Origin of the sequence: Enterococcus mundtii (assembly GCF_002947535.1) — a bacterium.
Lineage (GTDB): Bacteria > Bacillota > Bacilli > Lactobacillales > Enterococcaceae > Enterococcus_B > Enterococcus_B mundtii_B.
In genome coordinates this window covers 20,074-38,333 of the sequence record NZ_PUAP01000050.1, presented here as the reverse complement: position 1 = coordinate 38,333, position 18,260 = coordinate 20,074, and the positions used below count along the sequence as shown (strand labels likewise).

Annotated in this window: 16 protein-coding genes and 1 pseudogene; 4 read left to right on the top strand and 13 right to left on the bottom strand. The window is 36.4% G+C overall.

Features of this window, described 5'->3' with window-relative positions; genetic code table 11:
• Positions 1-7: 7 nt before the first annotated feature.
• The 8 genes from CUS89_RS14470 to CUS89_RS14435 all read right to left on the bottom strand — a co-directional run bounded on the left by CUS89_RS14470 (position 8) and on the right by CUS89_RS14435 (position 7,426).
• Entirely contained in the window at positions 8-1,309 is a 1,302-nt protein-coding gene (locus CUS89_RS14470) for a pyrimidine-nucleoside phosphorylase (RefSeq protein WP_104872646.1), read from the bottom strand.
• 141 nt (positions 1,310-1,450) lie between these two features.
• Positions 1,451-2,467, bottom strand: a complete 1,017-nt coding sequence (locus CUS89_RS14465; RefSeq protein ID WP_104872645.1) for a LacI family DNA-binding transcriptional regulator — start codon at positions 2,465-2,467, stop codon at positions 1,451-1,453.
• 308 nt (positions 2,468-2,775) lie between these two features.
• Positions 2,776-3,357, bottom strand: a complete 582-nt coding sequence (locus CUS89_RS14460) for a hypothetical protein (RefSeq protein ID WP_104872644.1) — start codon at positions 3,355-3,357, stop codon at positions 2,776-2,778.
• 14 nt (positions 3,358-3,371) lie between these two features.
• On the bottom strand, positions 3,372-3,938 hold the full coding sequence (locus CUS89_RS14455; protein ID WP_104872643.1) for a hypothetical protein: 567 nt from the start codon (positions 3,936-3,938) through the stop codon (positions 3,372-3,374).
• On the bottom strand, positions 3,922-4,506 hold the full coding sequence (locus CUS89_RS14450; protein ID WP_104872642.1) for a hypothetical protein: 585 nt from the start codon (positions 4,504-4,506) through the stop codon (positions 3,922-3,924). Before CUS89_RS14450 ends, CUS89_RS14455 begins: the two co-directional genes overlap by 17 nt.
• 406 nt (positions 4,507-4,912) lie before the next feature.
• Positions 4,913-5,518 carry a class I SAM-dependent methyltransferase gene (locus CUS89_RS14445; protein WP_104872641.1) on the bottom strand — a complete coding sequence of 202 codons (606 nt, stop codon included), beginning with the start codon at positions 5,516-5,518 and terminating at the stop codon, positions 4,913-4,915.
• Between the two features lie 557 nt (positions 5,519-6,075).
• The gene (locus tag CUS89_RS14440) at positions 6,076-7,152 is read right to left on the bottom strand and encodes an RNA-guided endonuclease InsQ/TnpB family protein (RefSeq protein ID WP_104872640.1); all 1,077 of its coding nucleotides are present in this window, start codon (positions 7,150-7,152) and stop codon (positions 6,076-6,078) included.
• A gap of 97 nt (positions 7,153-7,249) precedes the next feature.
• Positions 7,250-7,426, bottom strand: a complete 177-nt coding sequence (locus CUS89_RS14435; protein ID WP_441316168.1) for a transposase — start codon at positions 7,424-7,426, stop codon at positions 7,250-7,252.
• A 551-nt stretch (positions 7,427-7,977) separates the two neighbouring features.
• On the opposite strand from CUS89_RS14435, the gene CUS89_RS14430 reads away from it, so the two are divergent.
• From CUS89_RS14430 to guaA, 3 genes are all read left to right on the top strand, one after another.
• Positions 7,978-8,898: a LysR family transcriptional regulator gene (locus tag CUS89_RS14430; RefSeq protein ID WP_104872639.1), complete on the top strand. Its 921-nt coding sequence runs from the start codon at positions 7,978-7,980 to the stop codon at positions 8,896-8,898.
• A gap of 378 nt (positions 8,899-9,276) precedes the next feature.
• Entirely contained in the window at positions 9,277-10,200 is a 924-nt protein-coding gene (coaA, locus tag CUS89_RS14425; RefSeq protein ID WP_019723173.1) for a type I pantothenate kinase, read from the top strand.
• Between the two features lie 58 nt (positions 10,201-10,258).
• Positions 10,259-11,824 carry a glutamine-hydrolyzing GMP synthase gene (gene guaA / locus CUS89_RS14420; RefSeq protein WP_071867748.1) on the top strand — a complete coding sequence of 522 codons (1,566 nt, stop codon included), beginning with the start codon at positions 10,259-10,261 and terminating at the stop codon, positions 11,822-11,824.
• Positions 11,825-11,984: 160 nt separating this feature from the next.
• Here the strand turns inward: guaA and CUS89_RS14415 are convergent, their stop codons facing one another.
• The 3 genes from CUS89_RS14415 to CUS89_RS14410 are packed head-to-tail and all read right to left on the bottom strand — an operon-like array spanning position 11,985 to position 13,415.
• Positions 11,985-12,845 carry a spr1629 family repressor/antitoxin gene (locus CUS89_RS14415; RefSeq protein ID WP_445610458.1) on the bottom strand — a complete coding sequence of 287 codons (861 nt, stop codon included), beginning with the start codon at positions 12,843-12,845 and terminating at the stop codon, positions 11,985-11,987.
• A gap of 26 nt (positions 12,846-12,871) precedes the next feature.
• A complete protein-coding gene (locus CUS89_RS16485; protein ID WP_258082440.1) occupies positions 12,872-13,150 on the bottom strand; it encodes a helix-turn-helix domain-containing protein in 279 nt (92 codons plus the stop codon).
• A 37-nt stretch (positions 13,151-13,187) separates the two neighbouring features.
• Entirely contained in the window at positions 13,188-13,415 is a 228-nt protein-coding gene (locus CUS89_RS14410) for a hypothetical protein (protein ID WP_104872638.1), read from the bottom strand.
• 5 nt (positions 13,416-13,420) lie between these two features.
• Here CUS89_RS14410 and CUS89_RS16480 point away from each other — a divergent pair.
• Positions 13,421-13,933: pseudogene (locus tag CUS89_RS16480) on the top strand (DDE-type integrase/transposase/recombinase); the annotation flags it as partial.
• A gap of 304 nt (positions 13,934-14,237) precedes the next feature.
• Here the strand turns inward: CUS89_RS16480 and CUS89_RS14395 are convergent.
• Both CUS89_RS14395 and CUS89_RS14390 read right to left on the bottom strand, forming a co-directional pair.
• A complete protein-coding gene (locus CUS89_RS14395) occupies positions 14,238-14,963 on the bottom strand; it encodes a restriction endonuclease (RefSeq protein WP_258082439.1) in 726 nt (241 codons plus the stop codon).
• Positions 14,964-15,698: 735 nt separating this feature from the next.
• Complete coding sequence (locus CUS89_RS14390) at positions 15,699-18,179, bottom strand: bacterial Ig-like domain-containing protein (RefSeq protein ID WP_104872635.1); 2,481 nt, start codon at positions 18,177-18,179, stop codon at positions 15,699-15,701.
• Between the last annotated feature and the right edge of the window lie 81 nt (positions 18,180-18,260).

Genomic DNA, 18,260 nt, shown 5'->3' with positions numbered 1-18,260 from the left:
TCTCCTTCTACTCTGTAATGATGTCGTGAATCAGGATTGGCTTCTCAGCCGTATCACCGATTTCAATATTTTTATATAACAAGTCGATCACTGGCGAAATCTCTTCTTCATTACTATAGATCGTCAATAGCGATTCCCCAGCCTCTACCTTATCACCGATTTTCTTATTCAATCGCAAACCAACTGCATGATCGATTGAATCTTCTTTTGTTTTACGCCCTGCACCAAGCATCATTGCTGCGATCCCTAATTCGTTCGCAACGATTTTTGTCACGACACCTGTTGTCTTCGCTGGCAGTTCATAAATGTAACGAGCAGTTAACAACCGCGCAGGTTCATCGACAACTGTTGGGTCGCCCCCTTGGTTCTGGATCATTTCTTTGAATTTAGCTAAAGCTTTTCCTGATTCAAGGGCTTCTTTCAGCATTTCACGCGCTTCTTCGATCGATGCCGCTTTTTCGGCTAAAACGACCATTTGACTACCTAAAGCATAGCACATTTCCACTAAATCTTCCGGTCCGTTCCCCTGAAGTGTCTCAATAGCTTCAACGACTTCTAAGCTGTTGCCAATTGCTTCGCCCAACGGTTCAGACATATCAGAAATCACTGCCACTGTTTGGCGACCGGCCAACTTGCCGATCCGTGTCATCGTTTTTGCTAGACGTCTTGCATCTTCGATATTTTTCATGAAGGCACCGTCACCCGTCGTCACATCTAGTACAATCGCATCCGCTCCTGCGGCAATTTTCTTACTCATGATCGAGCTTGCGATCAAAGGAATCGAGTTGACCGTTGCCGTCACATCACGCAAGGCATACAATTTTTTATCTGCTGGGGCGAGATTGCCCGATTGCCCGATCACTGCTACTTTACTTTCGTTCACGGTGCGGATGAATTCTTCATCTGATAGTTCGATTCGAAATCCAGGAATAGCCTCTAACTTGTCTAATGTACCACCTGTGTAGCCAAGACCACGCCCCGACATTTTTGCCACGGTTGCGCCAACACTTGCTACTAACGGTGCTAAAATCAAGGTAGTTGTATCCCCCACGCCTCCAGTAGAATGCTTATCGACTTTGATTCCATCTAAGGAACTCAAATCGATCACATCACCAGAATGAGCGATTGCCAGCGTTAGATCAGTAATTTCTTCATCGGTCATATCTTGATAGAAGATAGCCATCAATAATGCGCTGATTTGGTAATCAGGAATGTTATCATTTGTGTAGTTCGTGACAATATACGAAATCTCTTCCTTTGATAATTGGTGTCCATCTCTCTTTTTTTCGATCAAATCGACCATCCGCATGCCGTAATCCTCCTCGTTCTTCATTCGGTATTATACAGGAAATTCGAAAAAGGTAAACCACTTTAGTAAACCGGTTTACTATTTTCCCGCAATGTATCTTACCAGCTTTGTAAACACTTACATAAGCAATATAACGCCCTACTAGACCTTTGTCAATGTTTTTACGCTCTCACGAATAATTAATTTTGTTTCAAACACTTTGTTCGGAACTTTTCTTTGGGGAAATTCAATCGTATCAATCAAAAAGCGAGCTGCATAAAAACCAATATCGAAACTCGGTTGCTTGACCGTTGTCAACTTAGGGATCATATACTCAGACAATTTTAATCCATCGAACCCGATGACCGAAACATCCTCTGGAATACGCTTGCCCATTTCATCAATCGCTTGATAACAACCAATTGCCATGGCATCATTGCCACAAAATACCGCCGTCACATCTTTATGACGTAACAAACGCTTACTTGCTTCGTACCCTCCTTGGACAGTCAGATCCCCTTCTTCTACAAACTTACCGTTGAACGCAAGTCCATGGTCTTTTAATGCATGACGATAACCATTGAATCGCTCTTCTAACTGATAATAGCCAGTTGTCTCTTTTAGCATACCAATTTTAGTATGACCATTTTTGATCAACAACGATACAGCTTGATAAGCGCCTTCATATTCCTTCACGATCAAACGACCATTGTCTCGACGATTCAACCCCCGATCGATCAGGATGATCGGCATATTGTTATAAAAACCACTATCAAGGGCATACTCTTGAGGCAACACATTCGGCGTCGCTAACAATAAACCATCCACGGATCGATGAGAAAGTTCTCTTAAGTACTTCAATTCATTTTCTTGACTATGTCTGGAGTTACAAAGAATGATGACATATCCTAATGGGTTTAAATAACTTTCAACCCCTTCGATCACTTTGGAAAAGAAGAAATCCGTCACATCTGGCACGATCATGCCAATCGTTTTTGAGTGACGATTGATCACATTGGAAGCAAAATAATCTGGCTTGTAATGATGTTCATTCACGATCGACAACACTTTTTTTCGTGTCTTTTCACTAAAACGGCTGCCTTTATTATTTAATATCTGTGACACAGTCGTCACTGAAACACCCGCCATCTCAGCAATATCTCGAATTGTCAATTTCACTTTTGTTCCCCCTTTATATATGTAAATTCCCTAACAGTGTACCAAATGGTTTTCGAAATGGATAGAGGGAAAAAAGGCTTGGTCAAAAGTAAATGCGTCTCAGATAAATATTTGCCAGCTAAATTTTATAAACAACGATTTATTTTTCGAAGTTCGCTCTCACTTTCCCTAGTCCAACTTTATTTCCTCACCTCCACTGACTATATAGGTGCGGAACAAACCTCCTTTTAACTAAATGATCTATACAATAAAACACCAATTGAACTCAACATTTCTGAGCTAATTGGTGTTTTGACATCCACTTCTCCTCAATCAGTCAAAGAACAACCGATAACTATCAGTTTATTTGATGTAGTGTCAGAAATTGTCCAAAAGAAAGTACCCATCCATTCCCTACCCGCAGAAAAATAATTCGACCAATTATCATTCCACTTGTATATCGTTAACGCAGTTTTATCAGGAAATAATACATCATTCCAAAAAATAAAATCTGCTTCATCTCCAATATTAGAATACATAGAACAAAGAAATGTTTGGGCGTAACCAGAAACATAGTTGTTTTTATCTGCTTTTTCAACTGAAAAGAAAGCATCTACCTCTATCTGTTTCCCATACATTAACTCTGGATTCACTGCATATATCAATTTAATCGGACTACATATGATAGGTAAATCATCAAAGTAACGTACATCTGTATAGAGAATTCCTGGAACACCTCTTTCATCATTCTTCACTTTGATGAATTCGAGGGCAGCTTTACGATGACTGGGCCATCCACGATAATCTGTTTCTTCAAAAAATACATAATCGAGTCCAAGCCTAGCTCTTGGAAATTTTTTTGAACAAAGCTTCTTTTCAAACTGAAACGTCTCTTCTTTTAAGAATTTCATTCTGTCCTCCTCATTCAATTCAATGTAGATGCCCCGCATACCGTAAATCTTTTTCTTGTTGGATCATAAATCGTCCACAGATATGCTCCTTTTCCGGAATGTTTTCCATAAGCAAAATAATCGGACCACGTGTTGTTCCATTGATAAATGACTAACATTTCTTTCCTAGGAAACAAGTAATCATTTAGTTCAATGAAATCTTTTTTACTTCCTTTATAGAAAAAAGGGATTTTAAAAAAAGCGTAGGCATAATCTGAAAGATACTGCCCTTTCAAGTCACTATATGTAGAAAAAAAAGCGTCGAATGAAATTCGTTCTGCTTCCATTACACTTGGGTTTATGGAATAGGATGCTGTTATATTGACTGGAAAATCAAGTTTATCTGTATACTCAATTCGATCATGCCCTCGTCTCTGATTGATGAACGTAACAAATGCTAGGGCTGCTTTTCTATGGCTGTCGTATCCTTGATCATTCTTTTCTTGGAAAAATACATAGTTGATTGCTAAATCTTTCATCCAAACGTTTTTTTCAACCATGGTCAATACAAATCGATTCGTCTCCTTATCCAATAATTTCATATGGTTCCTCCTCTACTAGTGGTATGTAAATAACAGTTATACGTTTTTGTTGTGGATCGTATACTGTGAATAAGCGGTTTCCTTTATGCCTTCTACCCATACGAAAAAATGTCGACCAGTCATCATTCCATTCTTTAATAACTAAACGCTCTTGCTCTGGAAATAATTCTTTATTTAAGCGATAAAAATCCTTCTCTGCACTAGAATGATCTTCCCTACCATAAAGAAAAGCATGGGTATAATGTCCATAATCAGCAAAAAAATCGCTATAGCTAAGATTTGATCCTCGCATCAACGCAGGATTGACTAAAATCGGGTACTGCTCTAGGTGATCAAACGATAAAAGTTCGCTAAAAATGATATTCTCTATTGAGCTGCTGTCTTTTTTGTTGAAATGATGATCCTTATTATTTAAAAATTGCAAAATTGCTTGTTTATGGCTCTGTTCCTCTTGATAGTCTGTTGTACGAAAAAAAGCATGATCCAAATATAGTATTTTGTACTTCCCCATTCTATTGCTCCATTTATATATAAGTTTCTCCATTTCTTCTTTGTTAAAAAACTCCATCCTCTTTCCTCCTCCGCTACTTCTTAAATAACTTCTCGCTGTAACTCTCAACAAATGGTTAACATAAAATATTTTATTTCCTGTCTAGTTCTCCTATCTGTTTATGCTATATCGATAACCATACACCTGCTTCCAACAGAACTATCCAACGTTATTTAAAACAAAATAAAAATTGCTTGTATATCTATTAAATCAATTTTATTTTAAAACAACAAAAAATCAGAAACAAGTTATTTTATTTCAAATTTTTTTATTTTTCGTTTCTTGTCTTTTGCAATTTTCACTTTGTTTATTCTGCCGTTTATCTTACCTATCCAGTTCCCCTCTTCATATGTGAACAAACAAAAACAGTCAAAGAAATCTTACTTATTTCTTCGACTGCTTCGTTATTTTCATTCGATTATGTTCAATCTTCTTTTACACTTCGGATAATATAATAGCCTTTATCTTTGATCACGATTTCTGCATTCCCAAATGTTTCTTGCATTTTCTTTTGTGCGCTAGGTGCACCTTGTTTTTTCTGAATGACGATCGTTAAAGTACCGCCCGTACGTAAACGAGGATACGCACCCGTCAAGATTTCATGTACGACTTTTTTGCCTGCACGGATTGGCGGATTGCTGACGATCGCAGCGTAGTCTGTTTCTGGCACCTCTTCATAAATGTTTGACTGGTGAATCGCTACATTTTTGATTTGATTTCGCTTCGCATTTCCTTGGGCTAAATCAACCGCTCTGGCGTTGATGTCTACCATTTCAACAAAACGCTCACTCGCATAGGCAAGAGAAAGCCCAATCGGACCATAGCCACAGCCAACATCCAAAATTTTGCCTTCTGGTAACTGTGCCCATTCAAAGGCATTGATCAATACACGTGAGCCATAATCGACTGTTTCACGTGAAAACACGCCGGAGTCCGTCACGAACTGAAAGGTTTTTCCTCTTAGCTCAAATGACCATTCGTCAAACTCATGAGCAGTCTCTGGGTGTTCGGAATAATAATGATTCGTCATAGTTTCCATCCTTCTTATCTGTTAGTTGTTCATAGTCTAACGTGTTCCATGAGAAGGTGCAAGTGAAACTGTATGTCTTCGGTTTTCTTTTACCGAATGAAGCTATTTAATGCAATACAAAAGAAAAAATCGCATTCCTTAGAATATCTCTATTTACCCTTTTTCGGTATTTGCGTAATCTGTTTCGTGAAAGTAGGAACAGGGTGAATAGGACGAGCATAACCCTTGATATTATCGCCTTTATGATGACAAACCGCGAGATGATCACTTGATTAAAAGAATGAGTATTATTGACTCTTACTTCCGCTGACCTTTATGATGTGATTGAAAAAATAATCATATTAGGTGAGGTTACTCTGAAGAACATAGGTTATCGCTCGGAAATGTCGAGAGACAGTAACGATTGACACTCCCACGAGTTATTTCGCAAGCCTCATTCCTTCGGAATTGAGGTGGGATTCTTTGGTGCTAAACCGTACGCTGTCCATTTCTGTTTTGTACTAGCCCAAAGCTAAGGGCATGCCAATACCCCATCCTAAACCAGAGCATATAGCTGTTTAGGCTACTTGACTTTTACCATCAAGTACAGGTGCATAAATAATATTTTTAGCACCGACAACATCACGATGCCCAACATAGCCACAATTAGTGCAATGATACCTACGGTCTTTTGCATGATGGTTATGTCCGCAATCTGGACACCTCTGACTTGTATAGGCGGGATTAACATATTCAACTTTGATACCTACTAAATTTGCTTTGTATTCGATATAAGAAGCTAAACGATAGAATGACCAATTACTTAAAGAATGGTTGTTTTTACGACTTTTTCTTGTCTGCTTGCGAATATTCGCCAGTTTTTCTAAGCGAATAACTCCCACATTGTAGTTGATAGCAAAATCTATGATTTCACGACTAATTTTATGGTCTTGGTCTTTCATCCAACGTTGTTCTTTATCTTTAGATTTTTTTATGGCATTCAGCTTTTTAGTATCACCTAATTCTTTCCTACGGGAGTTATGATAACGACGAACATATTTGTTCATTCGGCCATTACCAGCAAACTTAACTTCATTTTCGTCTGTGCAACATACCGCAGGTATTTTTATCCCTAAATCTACACCCATTGTTTTAACAGATGTCGTTATTCTTTCTGAAATTTCAATCGAAATTTGGGCTATATACTTCTTCCCTTTTTTAGTGATTCTTAGTGTACCGACTTTACTCGCTTGATTTAACAACGAACGTTCATACTCTGAGATGTTTGCGGGAATTTCAATTTTTTTAGATTTACCACTAATCAAAAAAGGCATACGAATACTCGACGGACAAACAGTGAAGTTTTGATTATTCCATATAATAACTGGTTTTTTCAATACAGGAATCTTTTTAAGTTTGCTTTTCTTTGCTTTTTGATAAACAGATTTAGCATCACGAATCGCTTGATTTTTAACAGCACTATTGAGGGACACATTTATGTCTTTAGATGACTTTTTGGTGATTTTTTCATTACTCACCATTTCTGAAACAAGAGAATTAACTGTCGCAATATAGACCAAAGAAGAAGAGCGTATTAACTCTCTATCTGATTTCGTCGGTTCCAGTTTTATTTTCACTGTCATGGATTGAGTCATGAAATGTTCACCTCTTTCGTTGATTTTCAACATATCGTTTGATTGTTTGACTAGATACATACGAAATAACTGCGTGTCCACAGGCTAGGCATAGCTTTTAGCTCTGAGAATTCATCACGCAAAATTCTTGATTTTCAGCAATTTGATTGATCAACTCTTTAAATCGCTTATCTAATTTTTGATTTAGAAAGATCTTTCTACGGTATCGAGGGCAAAAAACGAAGTGATAGTTGATTAGGCTTACGGTTGTTTTGGTTCGGCGATAGTCTTCCATAACAAAATCATACCATCTTTTTCGTATGTATGACAATTACAATTACGAAAAAAAGACAATTAAAAAACGAGAAACCCAAAGCTCAATTAACGTGATTACAATTCCGCCTTACAATTGCAAATTACACTTACCAATATTTATTTGAGTACGTCGCCCTTTATGTATTAAGGAGGCTTTTTTATGTTATCAGCAAACCTCACGCCACCAAAAAATCAGTAGTAAACCGCTTTAAGTAAGTGTATCTTATTCCGCATTTTTTTGCTTTCTTAGGTGTATTGATTTCCTTTCCTAGTTGAGATTCGCTTCATCTATTGCAACCTATCAATCACTAGCCTTCGATCAAGAGTCTATGAATCATTGACTCGCATAAAAATCAACTAGCGACTGATAAAACTGTCATGCTACATTTCCTATTAAAAGTAATAGTGATTCGTTTCACATTTATTAAGGATTGTTTAATCTCTATGTGTGCTTCACGATAACTATTGTTTTTTTAAGAGGCCCATGAGACATTTAAAAGGAGAATAAAATGATAAAGGAGGCATAGCTGTATGTCGATCGAAAAATTAGAATATTTCTATATGATTGCCCGTTTCAACAGCCTCTCGCAAGCTTCAAAAGAGCTACATGTTAGTATTTCTTCGTTAAGTAGTTCTTTAAAAAGTTTAGAACAAGAAATCGGGACAGATTTGTTTGAACGTCACGGGAAAAAGATCATATTGAGTACCCATGGAAAATCAATCCTTCCTTCCGTAGAATTGATTTTGACGGAAGCGAAGAAATTGAATATCTCATTAAATGAATCAGTAGACTATCCTGCTTTGCGTGTCGGTACAAGCGATGCTTCGTTTATCTTTGAAGCAAACAAATATCCAATCCGGCATCAAAACTTTACGATCGACTACCGTTATATTCCTTCATTGGATCTGCTAAATAAACTAAGCCAGAAAGAAATCGACTTTGCCATTACTTCTGCTACCTTAGATCACCCCAAATTTATTCAAACAAGGTTAGCCACTTTGGAACTTAAAGTAGCAGTCAGTAGCTACTTTGTAAAACCAGGTGCTATATTATCCGCGGAAGCACTGGAAGAGTTACCTTTTATCTTTTTACTCGACCACGTAGAACATCAAGTGATTACGAAAAAAGTAGCCAAACAGCTGACCAACGAACCAAAATATGTTGTTTGTCCAGATAGTTTAGGAGCAATGAAAATGATTACAGAAGGAAAAGGAATGCTATTAGCCAATACCTTTGCGCAAGAACTTTTAGCTATTGAACCTGTTTGTTTTGTCTCTCTACCAACATTTCCAACCATTCATTTTTATCTTTATAAGAACAGAGAATCAGAAAACTTTTACTTCTATCCAGAAGCTGAAAAAGAAATCCAAGCGATTTTTAATCAAACATGTCACACTACGCAAGTGATGAGCGCTGCTGATACTGGCACCTATTACTTGCCAAAACGATGAATATTGAAACCAAAATAAAACAAGTATTTCAATGTTGTGAATCAACACCGATAAAAGATCACATAGAGAGAGTTATCCTCGAAAAGTAAAGCGGCATCCACTGAATTTGTTCTTCAAATTTTGGTGGGTGTCGTTTTATTTCCCAGAATGTTACTTCTATTCCTGCCATTTCAGCTAACTTTGAGTTGAACTGTTACTTTTTTCTTATACAGTCCTCTATTCTCCTTGCCTCTTTTCAGTTATCAAAAAAGAAAGAACCCTCATTCTCCCATCCTTTGATTTGAGAAAAAACCAATTAGTTTCTCGCCTAAGTGGTAGGGTTTGACACGCATTTATGTTAAAATAGGTCCATTGATGGGAGAATCCAGGAGGCTATGTATGAATGATCCAATGAATTATTACCGTGTGGCAAGAGAAGAGTGGCGCGAATTTTACCGAAATGGTCAAGCTCCATTGACACAAGATGAACTAGATAGTATAAAAAGTTTGAATGACCGTATTTCCATGCAAGATGTTCGCGACATTTATGTACCACTTGCACACTTGATTTTTCTGCATATGAAAGAGTTTGAATCCCTCTCTCTGAGCAAAGGGTTATTCCTTCATAAATACACTCAAGTCCCACCGTTTATTATTGGGATTGCCGGAAGTGTCGCAGTTGGTAAAAGTACCACCGCACGCTTATTGCAAATGATTTTGTCTCGGACATTCAAACGAAGAAATGTCCAGTTGATCACCACAGATGGTTTTTTATATCCGAATAAAGTCTTAAAAGAACGTGGTATCATGGACCGTAAAGGATTTCCGGAAAGCTACGACATGGAAAGGTTGATCGATTTTCTTAATCAAGTGAAATCCGGTCAAGAAACAACCAAAGTTCCAGTCTACTCTCACGATGTCTATGATATTATTCCCGATGAATATGAACTGATCCAACAACCGGACATTTTGATTGTCGAAGGAATCAACACGCTTCAACTACCAGCTAATCAGCAAATTTACGTCAGTGACTTTTTTGATTTCTCTGTCTACGTTGATGCAGATTCTGAATTGATCGAAAAATGGTATTTGGATCGCTTTGGCGCGTTACTTGATACAGCTTTTCAACATCCACAAAACTATTACTACCAATTTGCCATTGGCAATCGTGAAGATGCGTTTAAAATGGCAAGAGATGTATGGAAAAATGTGAATTTGAAGAATTTAAACGAATATATCTTGCCTACTCGTGGAAGAGCCGATATAATTCTCCATAAAACTGAAAATCATATTATTGATTCGATTTTCATGCGAAAATATTAGCATTTTAAAATAGTTCAACTATTTTGAGATAAATTTTAAAGGGATAGGGGTAATAAATGTGACGAACGTTGCCGATATGACAAACGTTGAAAAAATCATCGTACTAGATTACGGTAGTCAATATAATCAATTGATTACACGACGCATCCGTGATTTAGGTGTTTTTTCTGAATTATTGAGCCACCGCATTACAGCTGAAGAAGTGAAAGCCATGAATCCGAAAGGGATCATCCTTTCTGGAGGACCAAACAGTGTCTATGATGAGAATGCTTTTGGCATTGATCCTGAAATCTTCAATTTAGGAATTCCAGTGTTGGGTATTTGTTATGGTATGCAATTGATCACGTACAAACTAGGCGGTTCTGTTGAGCCTGCGAAAAACCGTGAATACGGCAAAGCATTGCTTGAAGTAACAGCCGACGATGCAGCACTATTCAGCCAAACACCAAAACAACAAACCGTTTGGATGAGCCATGGGGATCTAGTAACCAAAGTACCAGAAGGTTTTGAAACTGTTGCTACAAGTAGCGATTGCCCAATTGCATCGATCCAAGACAAAGAACGTAACTTCTACGGTATCCAATTCCACGCAGAAGTCCGTCATTCAGAATACGGAATCGAATTATTACGTCATTTTGCTTTTGACATCTGTCACTGTGAAGGCAATTGGACAATGAACAATTTCATCGACATGCAGATCGAAAAAATCCGTGAACAAGTTGGCGATAAAAAAGTCTTACTTGGTTTATCTGGCGGAGTGGATTCAAGTGTCGTTGGTGTCCTTTTACAAAAAGCGATCGGTGATCAATTAACATCGATTTTCGTTGACCATGGTCTATTGCGTAAAGGCGAAGCGGATCAAGTCATGGAGAGCTTAGGCGGAAAATTCGGCTTGAATATCATCAAAGTAGATGCAAGAGAACGTTTCTTAAATAAACTTGCAGGTGTCTCTGATCCTGAACAAAAACGTAAAATCATCGGTAACGAATTCGTGTACTTATTTGACGATGAAGCAACGAAACTTGCCGGCGAAGAAGGCGTGTCTTTCTTAGCCCAAGGAACACTGTACACCGACGTGATCGAAAGTGGAACAGAAACTGCCCAAACAATCAAATCACACCACAACGTAGGTGGCTTGCCTGAGGACATGCAATTTGAATTGATCGAACCATTGAATACATTATTCAAAGACGAAGTCCGCGAATTAGGTACACAGCTTGGTATGCCTGATTCAATCGTTTGGCGTCAGCCTTTCCCTGGACCAGGTCTTGGTATCCGTGTCTTAGGTGAGATCACTGAAGAAAAATTGGAGATCGTCCGTGAATCAGATATGATCTTACGCGAAGAAATCGCCGCTGCCGGTCTTGACCGCGACATCTGGCAATACTTCACCGTCTTACCTGGCATCCGTTCTGTTGGTGTCATGGGTGACGGTCGTACGTATGACTACACAGTCGGTATCCGTGCGGTCACATCGATCGATGGCATGACAGCTGACTTTGCACGTATCCCATGGGATGTGCTACAAAAAATCTCTGTACGCATCGTCAATGAAGTCGCACACGTGAACCGTATCGTGTACGATATTACCTCTAAACCACCAGCAACTGTGGAGTGGGAATAATAAGAAAAACGCTAGAAATCCTATAACATAGGGGCTTCTAGCGTTCTTCTTTTGGTGTGGTCACAGTTTGACCACAGTTACGTTCATTATTCTTTTTTACCTATTGCAAATTGATCCTTAGTTTCTCAAATCAAATATATACTTTGATAAAACTTATAAACTATACAGAATCAAAGTTAAGTTTCAAAACATTATTTAAATCTGTAAAGTTTTCTTCCTTTGTAAAGGGAACGAAGAAATCTGGTTCAATTGAAAACATTTCTTCTAATAAGATTCTATTAACTCTAAAATTATTTTCAATACTTGGTAAATCAGTTAACTTATTCGTTAGAACCAAGTTAAAAATACTACGGATTTTTCCGGGACGCTTAAATACAATCTCCCTATCCAAGGGTTCTTCTAATCTGTAATTTTTTATAGAAATTTGTCGATAAAAATAACTATGTTGTTTTGGTGTAAGAAACCCTAATTTGTAAGCTCTCATTTCAAGTGCTTGAATTGATACATTATATTTTGCTTTTAAAGAGATATAACTATCTGGATTTGAAATCTTTTTTATTTTTTCTAAATCTTCTTGAATAATATGTGAAGGCAATAAAAAGCACGAAGCAAAATAATCTGCCTCTCTTTCTACTTGTTGTCGTTCATTTTTTTCTAACAGAGAGAAGTCAACATGTGGGTGTAGTAACAAATGTCCTAATTCATGAGCCAAATCGAAATTTCTTCTCACTGCTGATTTTTTTATACCTAATACAATGATCGGAACATCTTGTGTTGACCATGCACTATAAGCATCTGCCTTCCCACCAACATTTTTCTCTAAAACATAAATTCCTGCCTTTTCTAATGATAATAATAGATTACCATTATCAGATTGAATATCTAAAAACTTTCTTGAAAGAGTAGCAATCTCTTCTATTTTTTCATTTGTTATTTCATCAAATAACATTTTAGAAATTTTTTGTCTAAGATCTAATAACTTATTAGGGGGCACATTTAAAAAACTTTCTAAATAACTAATTACTTTCGAAGCAACATTTAAATAAACTACTTCGCTATTAGTTTTTTTCTTGAAGAAATATCTGCTTTTCTATATGCAACATTACTTTCAAAAAAAGTCTTTTCAATAATAAATTCTTCAAAGAAAAAAGAAGATTTCACTTGTAAAATTTCTTTCATTTGTAAGATATTTTCAAATGACGGTTCTATCATTTGCTTTTCAAATTGCCATATAGCCTGCTCAGACACACGTAGTTTTTCTCCAAGTTCTTTACGTGAAAGACCATGCAACATCCTAATTATTTGAAGATTCTTCCCATAAAACATTGTGCACTTCCTTTCTTAATACACTGCACTGGGAAAGCTAATTGGAGATTTCTTCTTCCTCTTTTGGAATTGTATAATCATAAAGATCACCAATTTCTTCTTTTTCACCAACTACAGCAGAATATTCTTCATCTTCTATAATTATAGACGTAGTTTGTAGATAAGGTGTTAAATTTTGAACTACATGTAATTCTTTTGTTTCATCATCAGGTAAAACAAGTAAAACTGATTCTATCACTTTTGCCATATTAGTTTTATAAACCACTATAACTCGGCCTCTATGCAAAAGGTAGTACCTATAAATATAAGTGTTATACCCGGAAATCCCCCTCTCTTTCACGCCCCAATCTTATTATTCAAAAATTTCAAGCAAAAAAATAAAATTTGGTTAGGGCATATCACCTACATTCCGCTGAAAGAAGACACCCCTTATTTATCTGTCTTTATTGATGTTTGCACGAGAAAAATTTTTGGGTGGGCGATATCACCGAGAATGAAAGAGCAATTAGTTATAGACTCGTTCCTCCAATCATTTGGAAAAGAGCGTTCTGATTCAGGATTAATTATTCATACAGACCTAGAATCGCAGTACACAAGTACGAAATTCCACTCAGAAATAAGAAAAAAGAGGTAATTTCTAGTAGGATTTGAAAAGGAACCCCTTACGATAAAGCCTTAATGGAATCTATTTACAAAACAATAAAAAGAGAGTTGGTTAATGATGCTCAATTCAAAGATATCGATCAGGCTCAAATGGAAATATTCAAATATATAGAAACTTACTAAAACACCAAGCGGATGCATTCTACTCTTGGCTATCTATCTCCTAGAGAATTTGAAAAAAGTTCAGCTTATTCTCTAGTTTTTCTTGCTAATTCCACTCAAAGTTAGATTTTTGATCTAACTTCTGGGGGTCAGTATTATGCTCGTAGCTTAATAAACAGGTATATATATAGAAATGATAAAACATTCGTTAATATATTTTTCTAACACGATTTACATTTTATCTTCCCTAAAGTCAAAAATAAGCATTCGTTAAAACCACCCTAGATTCTAATGAATGCTTATTTTAAGTCCTTATTTACCTTTACTTACATTCAGGATACATAGTACAAGCTCTAAAATAACTATGGTTTTTCTCACTCCATCTATCTACAATAAAGCCAGATTCACATTTTGGACATTTAACCACTTTTTCAGGCAAACTTTTTAAAAAAATATATTTTTCCATAGTTTTTGGGATCAACTGATTCAATAGCTGTAACAATCCATATCTGTCATACCATTCAATATTTTGCGCTTTTTCATTCTTTTCTATTTCCATATATACATATGGATTAAATAAGGAAGTAGTGATGAATAATTTATTTGTCCATCCTTTATCTGAAATTCCAGAATAATGTTTGATATAGTCTACTGTAATAATTTTTGGAGATTTAGTATTTAAACGGTAATGTTTTGCTTGCACCGCAATACACTCATTATCTTTTTTTAGAATCAAATCTATATTGTTGTCTCCTGTATATACATATCTATCTTTTCGATATTCTTTTTTTGTTATTTCAACTTCATAATTAGCTAATCGAAAAACCGCTGCTAAAAATTGCTCAAAATAATCTCCCTGCTGTCTCCAACCAGTTTCACATACAGGAAACTCTTTATCCATATTATTTAAAAAGTTTATCACTATTGTTTCATCATCATTTTGTACAAAAGATAACCCTTTTACTTCGCGATACTTTTTAGATAAAACTTCTTTTGAATTTATTTCTTCTGACTTATGTATAACTTTTTGTAAAAAATTTTTAAGCATAAATACTCCTCCTAACAAATAATTTATTTCACAATATATAATTATAATAACTCTAAATAAGAGTTATTTATATATTACAAAAAAATTTTTTTCGTAAAGAAGCAGTTTTAAAGTTTAAAAATTATTTATAACATCTGAACACATTTTTTTAAATTTATAAAAAAACTAACTATATTTCATACTATACACATAAACACACTATTTGTTCGCAACGTGTTCATGGTCACAGTTTAATTCAAATCCTAAATACCTTAGTAATACCGATAAAAATCCCCATAAATCAGTATAGATTTTTTTACTACTTAATAGGCTATTGCGTAGGAATAAAATAATCAAAAAAGAGGCTGGGACATTAATAGAATCCCAGCCTTACTTTGTGTCTAAAAACGAATTAATTATGTCGAAAAACAATATATCATAATAACGAAATGAAAGATGTTGAATATATATGGAATTACATTCGGATTATTCGACTTATTTCTGGTGGAATACTCTTTTTATCCCACTCTCTCCAATCATTTTTAAATTTTCTCACTAAGCATCTCAATCACTTCAACTACCTAATTTTTGCATAAAAGGTGAATCTATACATATCAGAACCACCTAATATCAGCTCAACAATTTTGATTTTTTCAAACAAAATTCGTTCTCATGCTGGTATTGTTTGATCAAAAAATAAGAAATCAACTTTAGTCTATTAGCAGATGATTGAACATTCTATCTACTTGAATCATCCTATTGGACTTTCTTTCTTCTTGTTAAATAGATTAATGAAACAAGAAATGTTACTACTCCAACTAGTTGCCATATATGGTTTGTTTGCTCTCCAGTGTGGGGTAGATTTTTATTGCTGATTTTATTATTCGTTCTATTACTAGTTTTGTTGCTTGTTTTATTGTTTGTATTTTGAGAATGTGTACCTTTATTATCATTGCTTGTAGTTCCATTTTTGTCCTTAGCTCTAACAGTGATCGCGGCGGTGCTCGTTACACCTTTATAGCTATAGGTTACTTCATAGGTACCAGCTTTCGTTGTATCTACACTACCTTCCACCGTTACAGCTTCGAAACTTACTGGATTACCATCTTCATCAACTGCACTGTCAAAGTTGTCTTCTGCTTTCCATGTTGCGCCAACATAAAGCGTGGAGTCATGGACATTTATGGTCGGCGCTCCGATTTCTTTCACCGTGATCGTGGCGACATTTGTCACGCCGGCATAACTGTACTTCACTTCATACGTGCTAGCTTTCGTTGTATCCACCGCACCTTCCACCGTTATAGCTTTGAAATCTACTGGATTGCCATCTTCATCAACCGCACTGTCAAAGTTATCTTCTGCTTTCCATGTTGAACCAATATAAACAGTGGAGTCATGGACATTTACAGCTGTTTGGATTGCTTTCACTGTGATTGTAGCGATACTTGTCACGCCGGCATAGCTGTACTTTACTTCATATGTGCCAGCTTTCGTGGTATCTACCGTGCCTTCGACTGTCACAGCTTCGATGCCTATTGGATTGCCCTCTCCGTCAAGCGCACTGTCAAAGTTATCTTCTGCTTTCCAATTCGTACCGATATAGAGCGTGGAGTCATGGACATTCACTACTGTTTGGTTCGCCTTCACCGTAATTGTAGCGATACTTGTCACGCCGTCATAGCTGTATTTTACTTCATATGTGCCGACTTTCGTTGTATCTACTGTGCCTTCAACTGCCACTGCCTCGATACCTACTGGATTCCCATCTTTATCAACTGCACTATCAAAATTATCTTCTTCTTTCCATGTTGAACCGATATAAACAGTGGAGTCATGGACATTTACAGCCGTTTGGATTTCTTTCACGGTGATTTTAGCAATGCTTGTTGCTCCGTCATAGCTGTATTTCACTTCATACGTACCAGCCTTCGTAGTATCCACTGTGCCTTCAACTGTCAGATCTTCAAAAGCCACTGGATTCCCGTCTTTATCTTTCGCAGAAACAAAATTATCTTTTGCTTCCCATTTATCCCCTTTATAGATAGAAGAATCAATCACTTCAATACTTTCTTGTGAAGTAGCCCAATACCAATCTCCCTTCATGGTTGCACCCATATAATTAGTTGCTAACTCTAAAGAAGTATAAAGAGGACCTGACTGGTCTTTCTGCCATTTTCCAATGTAGGTATTATCAATTGGTGGTGAACCTAATAGAGAATCTTTAAATACAAAATTTTCTCCTAGCTTGATATGTTCAATCGGCGTTTGCCAAAAAGTATCTGGACCCATTTTTGCTTGCAAGGTATTAAAATTTGATATATCCAGTGATTTTATACCCGCATAAGAAAACATACCCATCATATTCGTAAGATTAGGTGTTTCAAAATTGGATAAATCAAGTGAAGTTAAATTTGTCATTGCATAAAACATTTCTCCCATATACGTGACAGAACTCGTATCAAAATTTGATATATCAAGAGAGGTCAAACTGCTTGCTCCAGCAAACATCTGTCTCATATCCGTCACTTTACTTGTGTCAAATCCTGATACATCAATTGAAGTTAATCCAGACATACCCGAAAACATATAATGCATATTAGTGGTTTGGCTCGTATCAAGATAGCTTAGATTTTCTATGTTTCTAACTTTGTTCAAATCACAAAATAGCATTTCTAAAAATTCACCTGCTATTACCTTTCCTTCAAAAATTATTGAAGTAATTTGATCAGCGTATGAAAAAAATGGTGAACGCCCATTCGTCATAACCGTTGGCGATAATTGACCTGCCCCTATATGCAAAGTGCCATCGGCCTCAATTACCCAATCAACTGTACCCAAGTGACCAGATGCAACTTCATTGACTATTAAACTGACTTCTCCATTTGTAGTTTCTTCTTGCGACACTAAATCCTCTCCAACTGTGTTAGCTAAAGAACTATCTTCCACTTCTACAATGGGCGTTGAATCTTCACTGAAAGATGCTTTCTCATTTTCTCCCTCAGTGTTATTAGATTGATTGGTAGAATCTTCTACAATGCTCTCAATCGATTCACTAGTTGTGCTATTTTCAAGCATGCTTTCAGTGCTACCAGTCATATCTCCTTTGTCGACCTCTTGCGCCTCTAGTTCCTGTGACTGCTCTGTTTCAATAGTCTCCGCCACTACTTGTCCTGTTCCTACTAAGGAAGGGCTTACTAATAGCATGACACTAAAAATAGCTACAAATTTCTTTTTCATTGCTTCTCTCCATTTCATTTTCAACCTATTTTCCCCATACAGATGTGTAAACTTGATAAATGTATTTTCCAACCATCTAAA

Coding starts and splice junctions, on each gene's coding strand:
- CUS89_RS14390 (WP_104872635.1), bottom strand. CDS start 18,179: ATGAAAAAGAAATTTGTAGCTATTTTTAGTGTCATGCTATTAGTAAGC.
- CUS89_RS16485 (WP_258082440.1), bottom strand. CDS start 13,150: ATGTTTTATGGGAAGAATCTTCAAATAATTAGGATGTTGCATGGTCTT.
- CUS89_RS14445 (WP_104872641.1), bottom strand. CDS start 5,518: ATGACGAATCATTATTATTCCGAACACCCAGAGACTGCTCATGAGTTT.
- CUS89_RS14440 (WP_104872640.1), bottom strand. CDS start 7,152: ATGACTCAATCCATGACAGTGAAAATAAAACTGGAACCGACGAAATCA.
- CUS89_RS14460 (WP_104872644.1), bottom strand. CDS start 3,357: ATGAAATTCTTAAAAGAAGAGACGTTTCAGTTTGAAAAGAAGCTTTGT.
- CUS89_RS14450 (WP_104872642.1), bottom strand. CDS start 4,506: ATGGAGTTTTTTAACAAAGAAGAAATGGAGAAACTTATATATAAATGG.
- CUS89_RS14470 (WP_104872646.1), bottom strand. CDS start 1,309: ATGCGGATGGTCGATTTGATCGAAAAAAAGAGAGATGGACACCAATTA.
- CUS89_RS14430 (WP_104872639.1), top strand. CDS start 7,978: ATGTCGATCGAAAAATTAGAATATTTCTATATGATTGCCCGTTTCAAC.
- CUS89_RS14455 (WP_104872643.1), bottom strand. CDS start 3,938: ATGAAATTATTGGATAAGGAGACGAATCGATTTGTATTGACCATGGTT.
- CUS89_RS14435 (WP_441316168.1), bottom strand. CDS start 7,426: ATGGAAGACTATCGCCGAACCAAAACAACCGTAAGCCTAATCAACTAT.
- coaA (WP_019723173.1), top strand. CDS start 9,277: ATGAATGATCCAATGAATTATTACCGTGTGGCAAGAGAAGAGTGGCGC.
- CUS89_RS14395 (WP_258082439.1), bottom strand. CDS start 14,963: ATGCTTAAAAATTTTTTACAAAAAGTTATACATAAGTCAGAAGAAATA.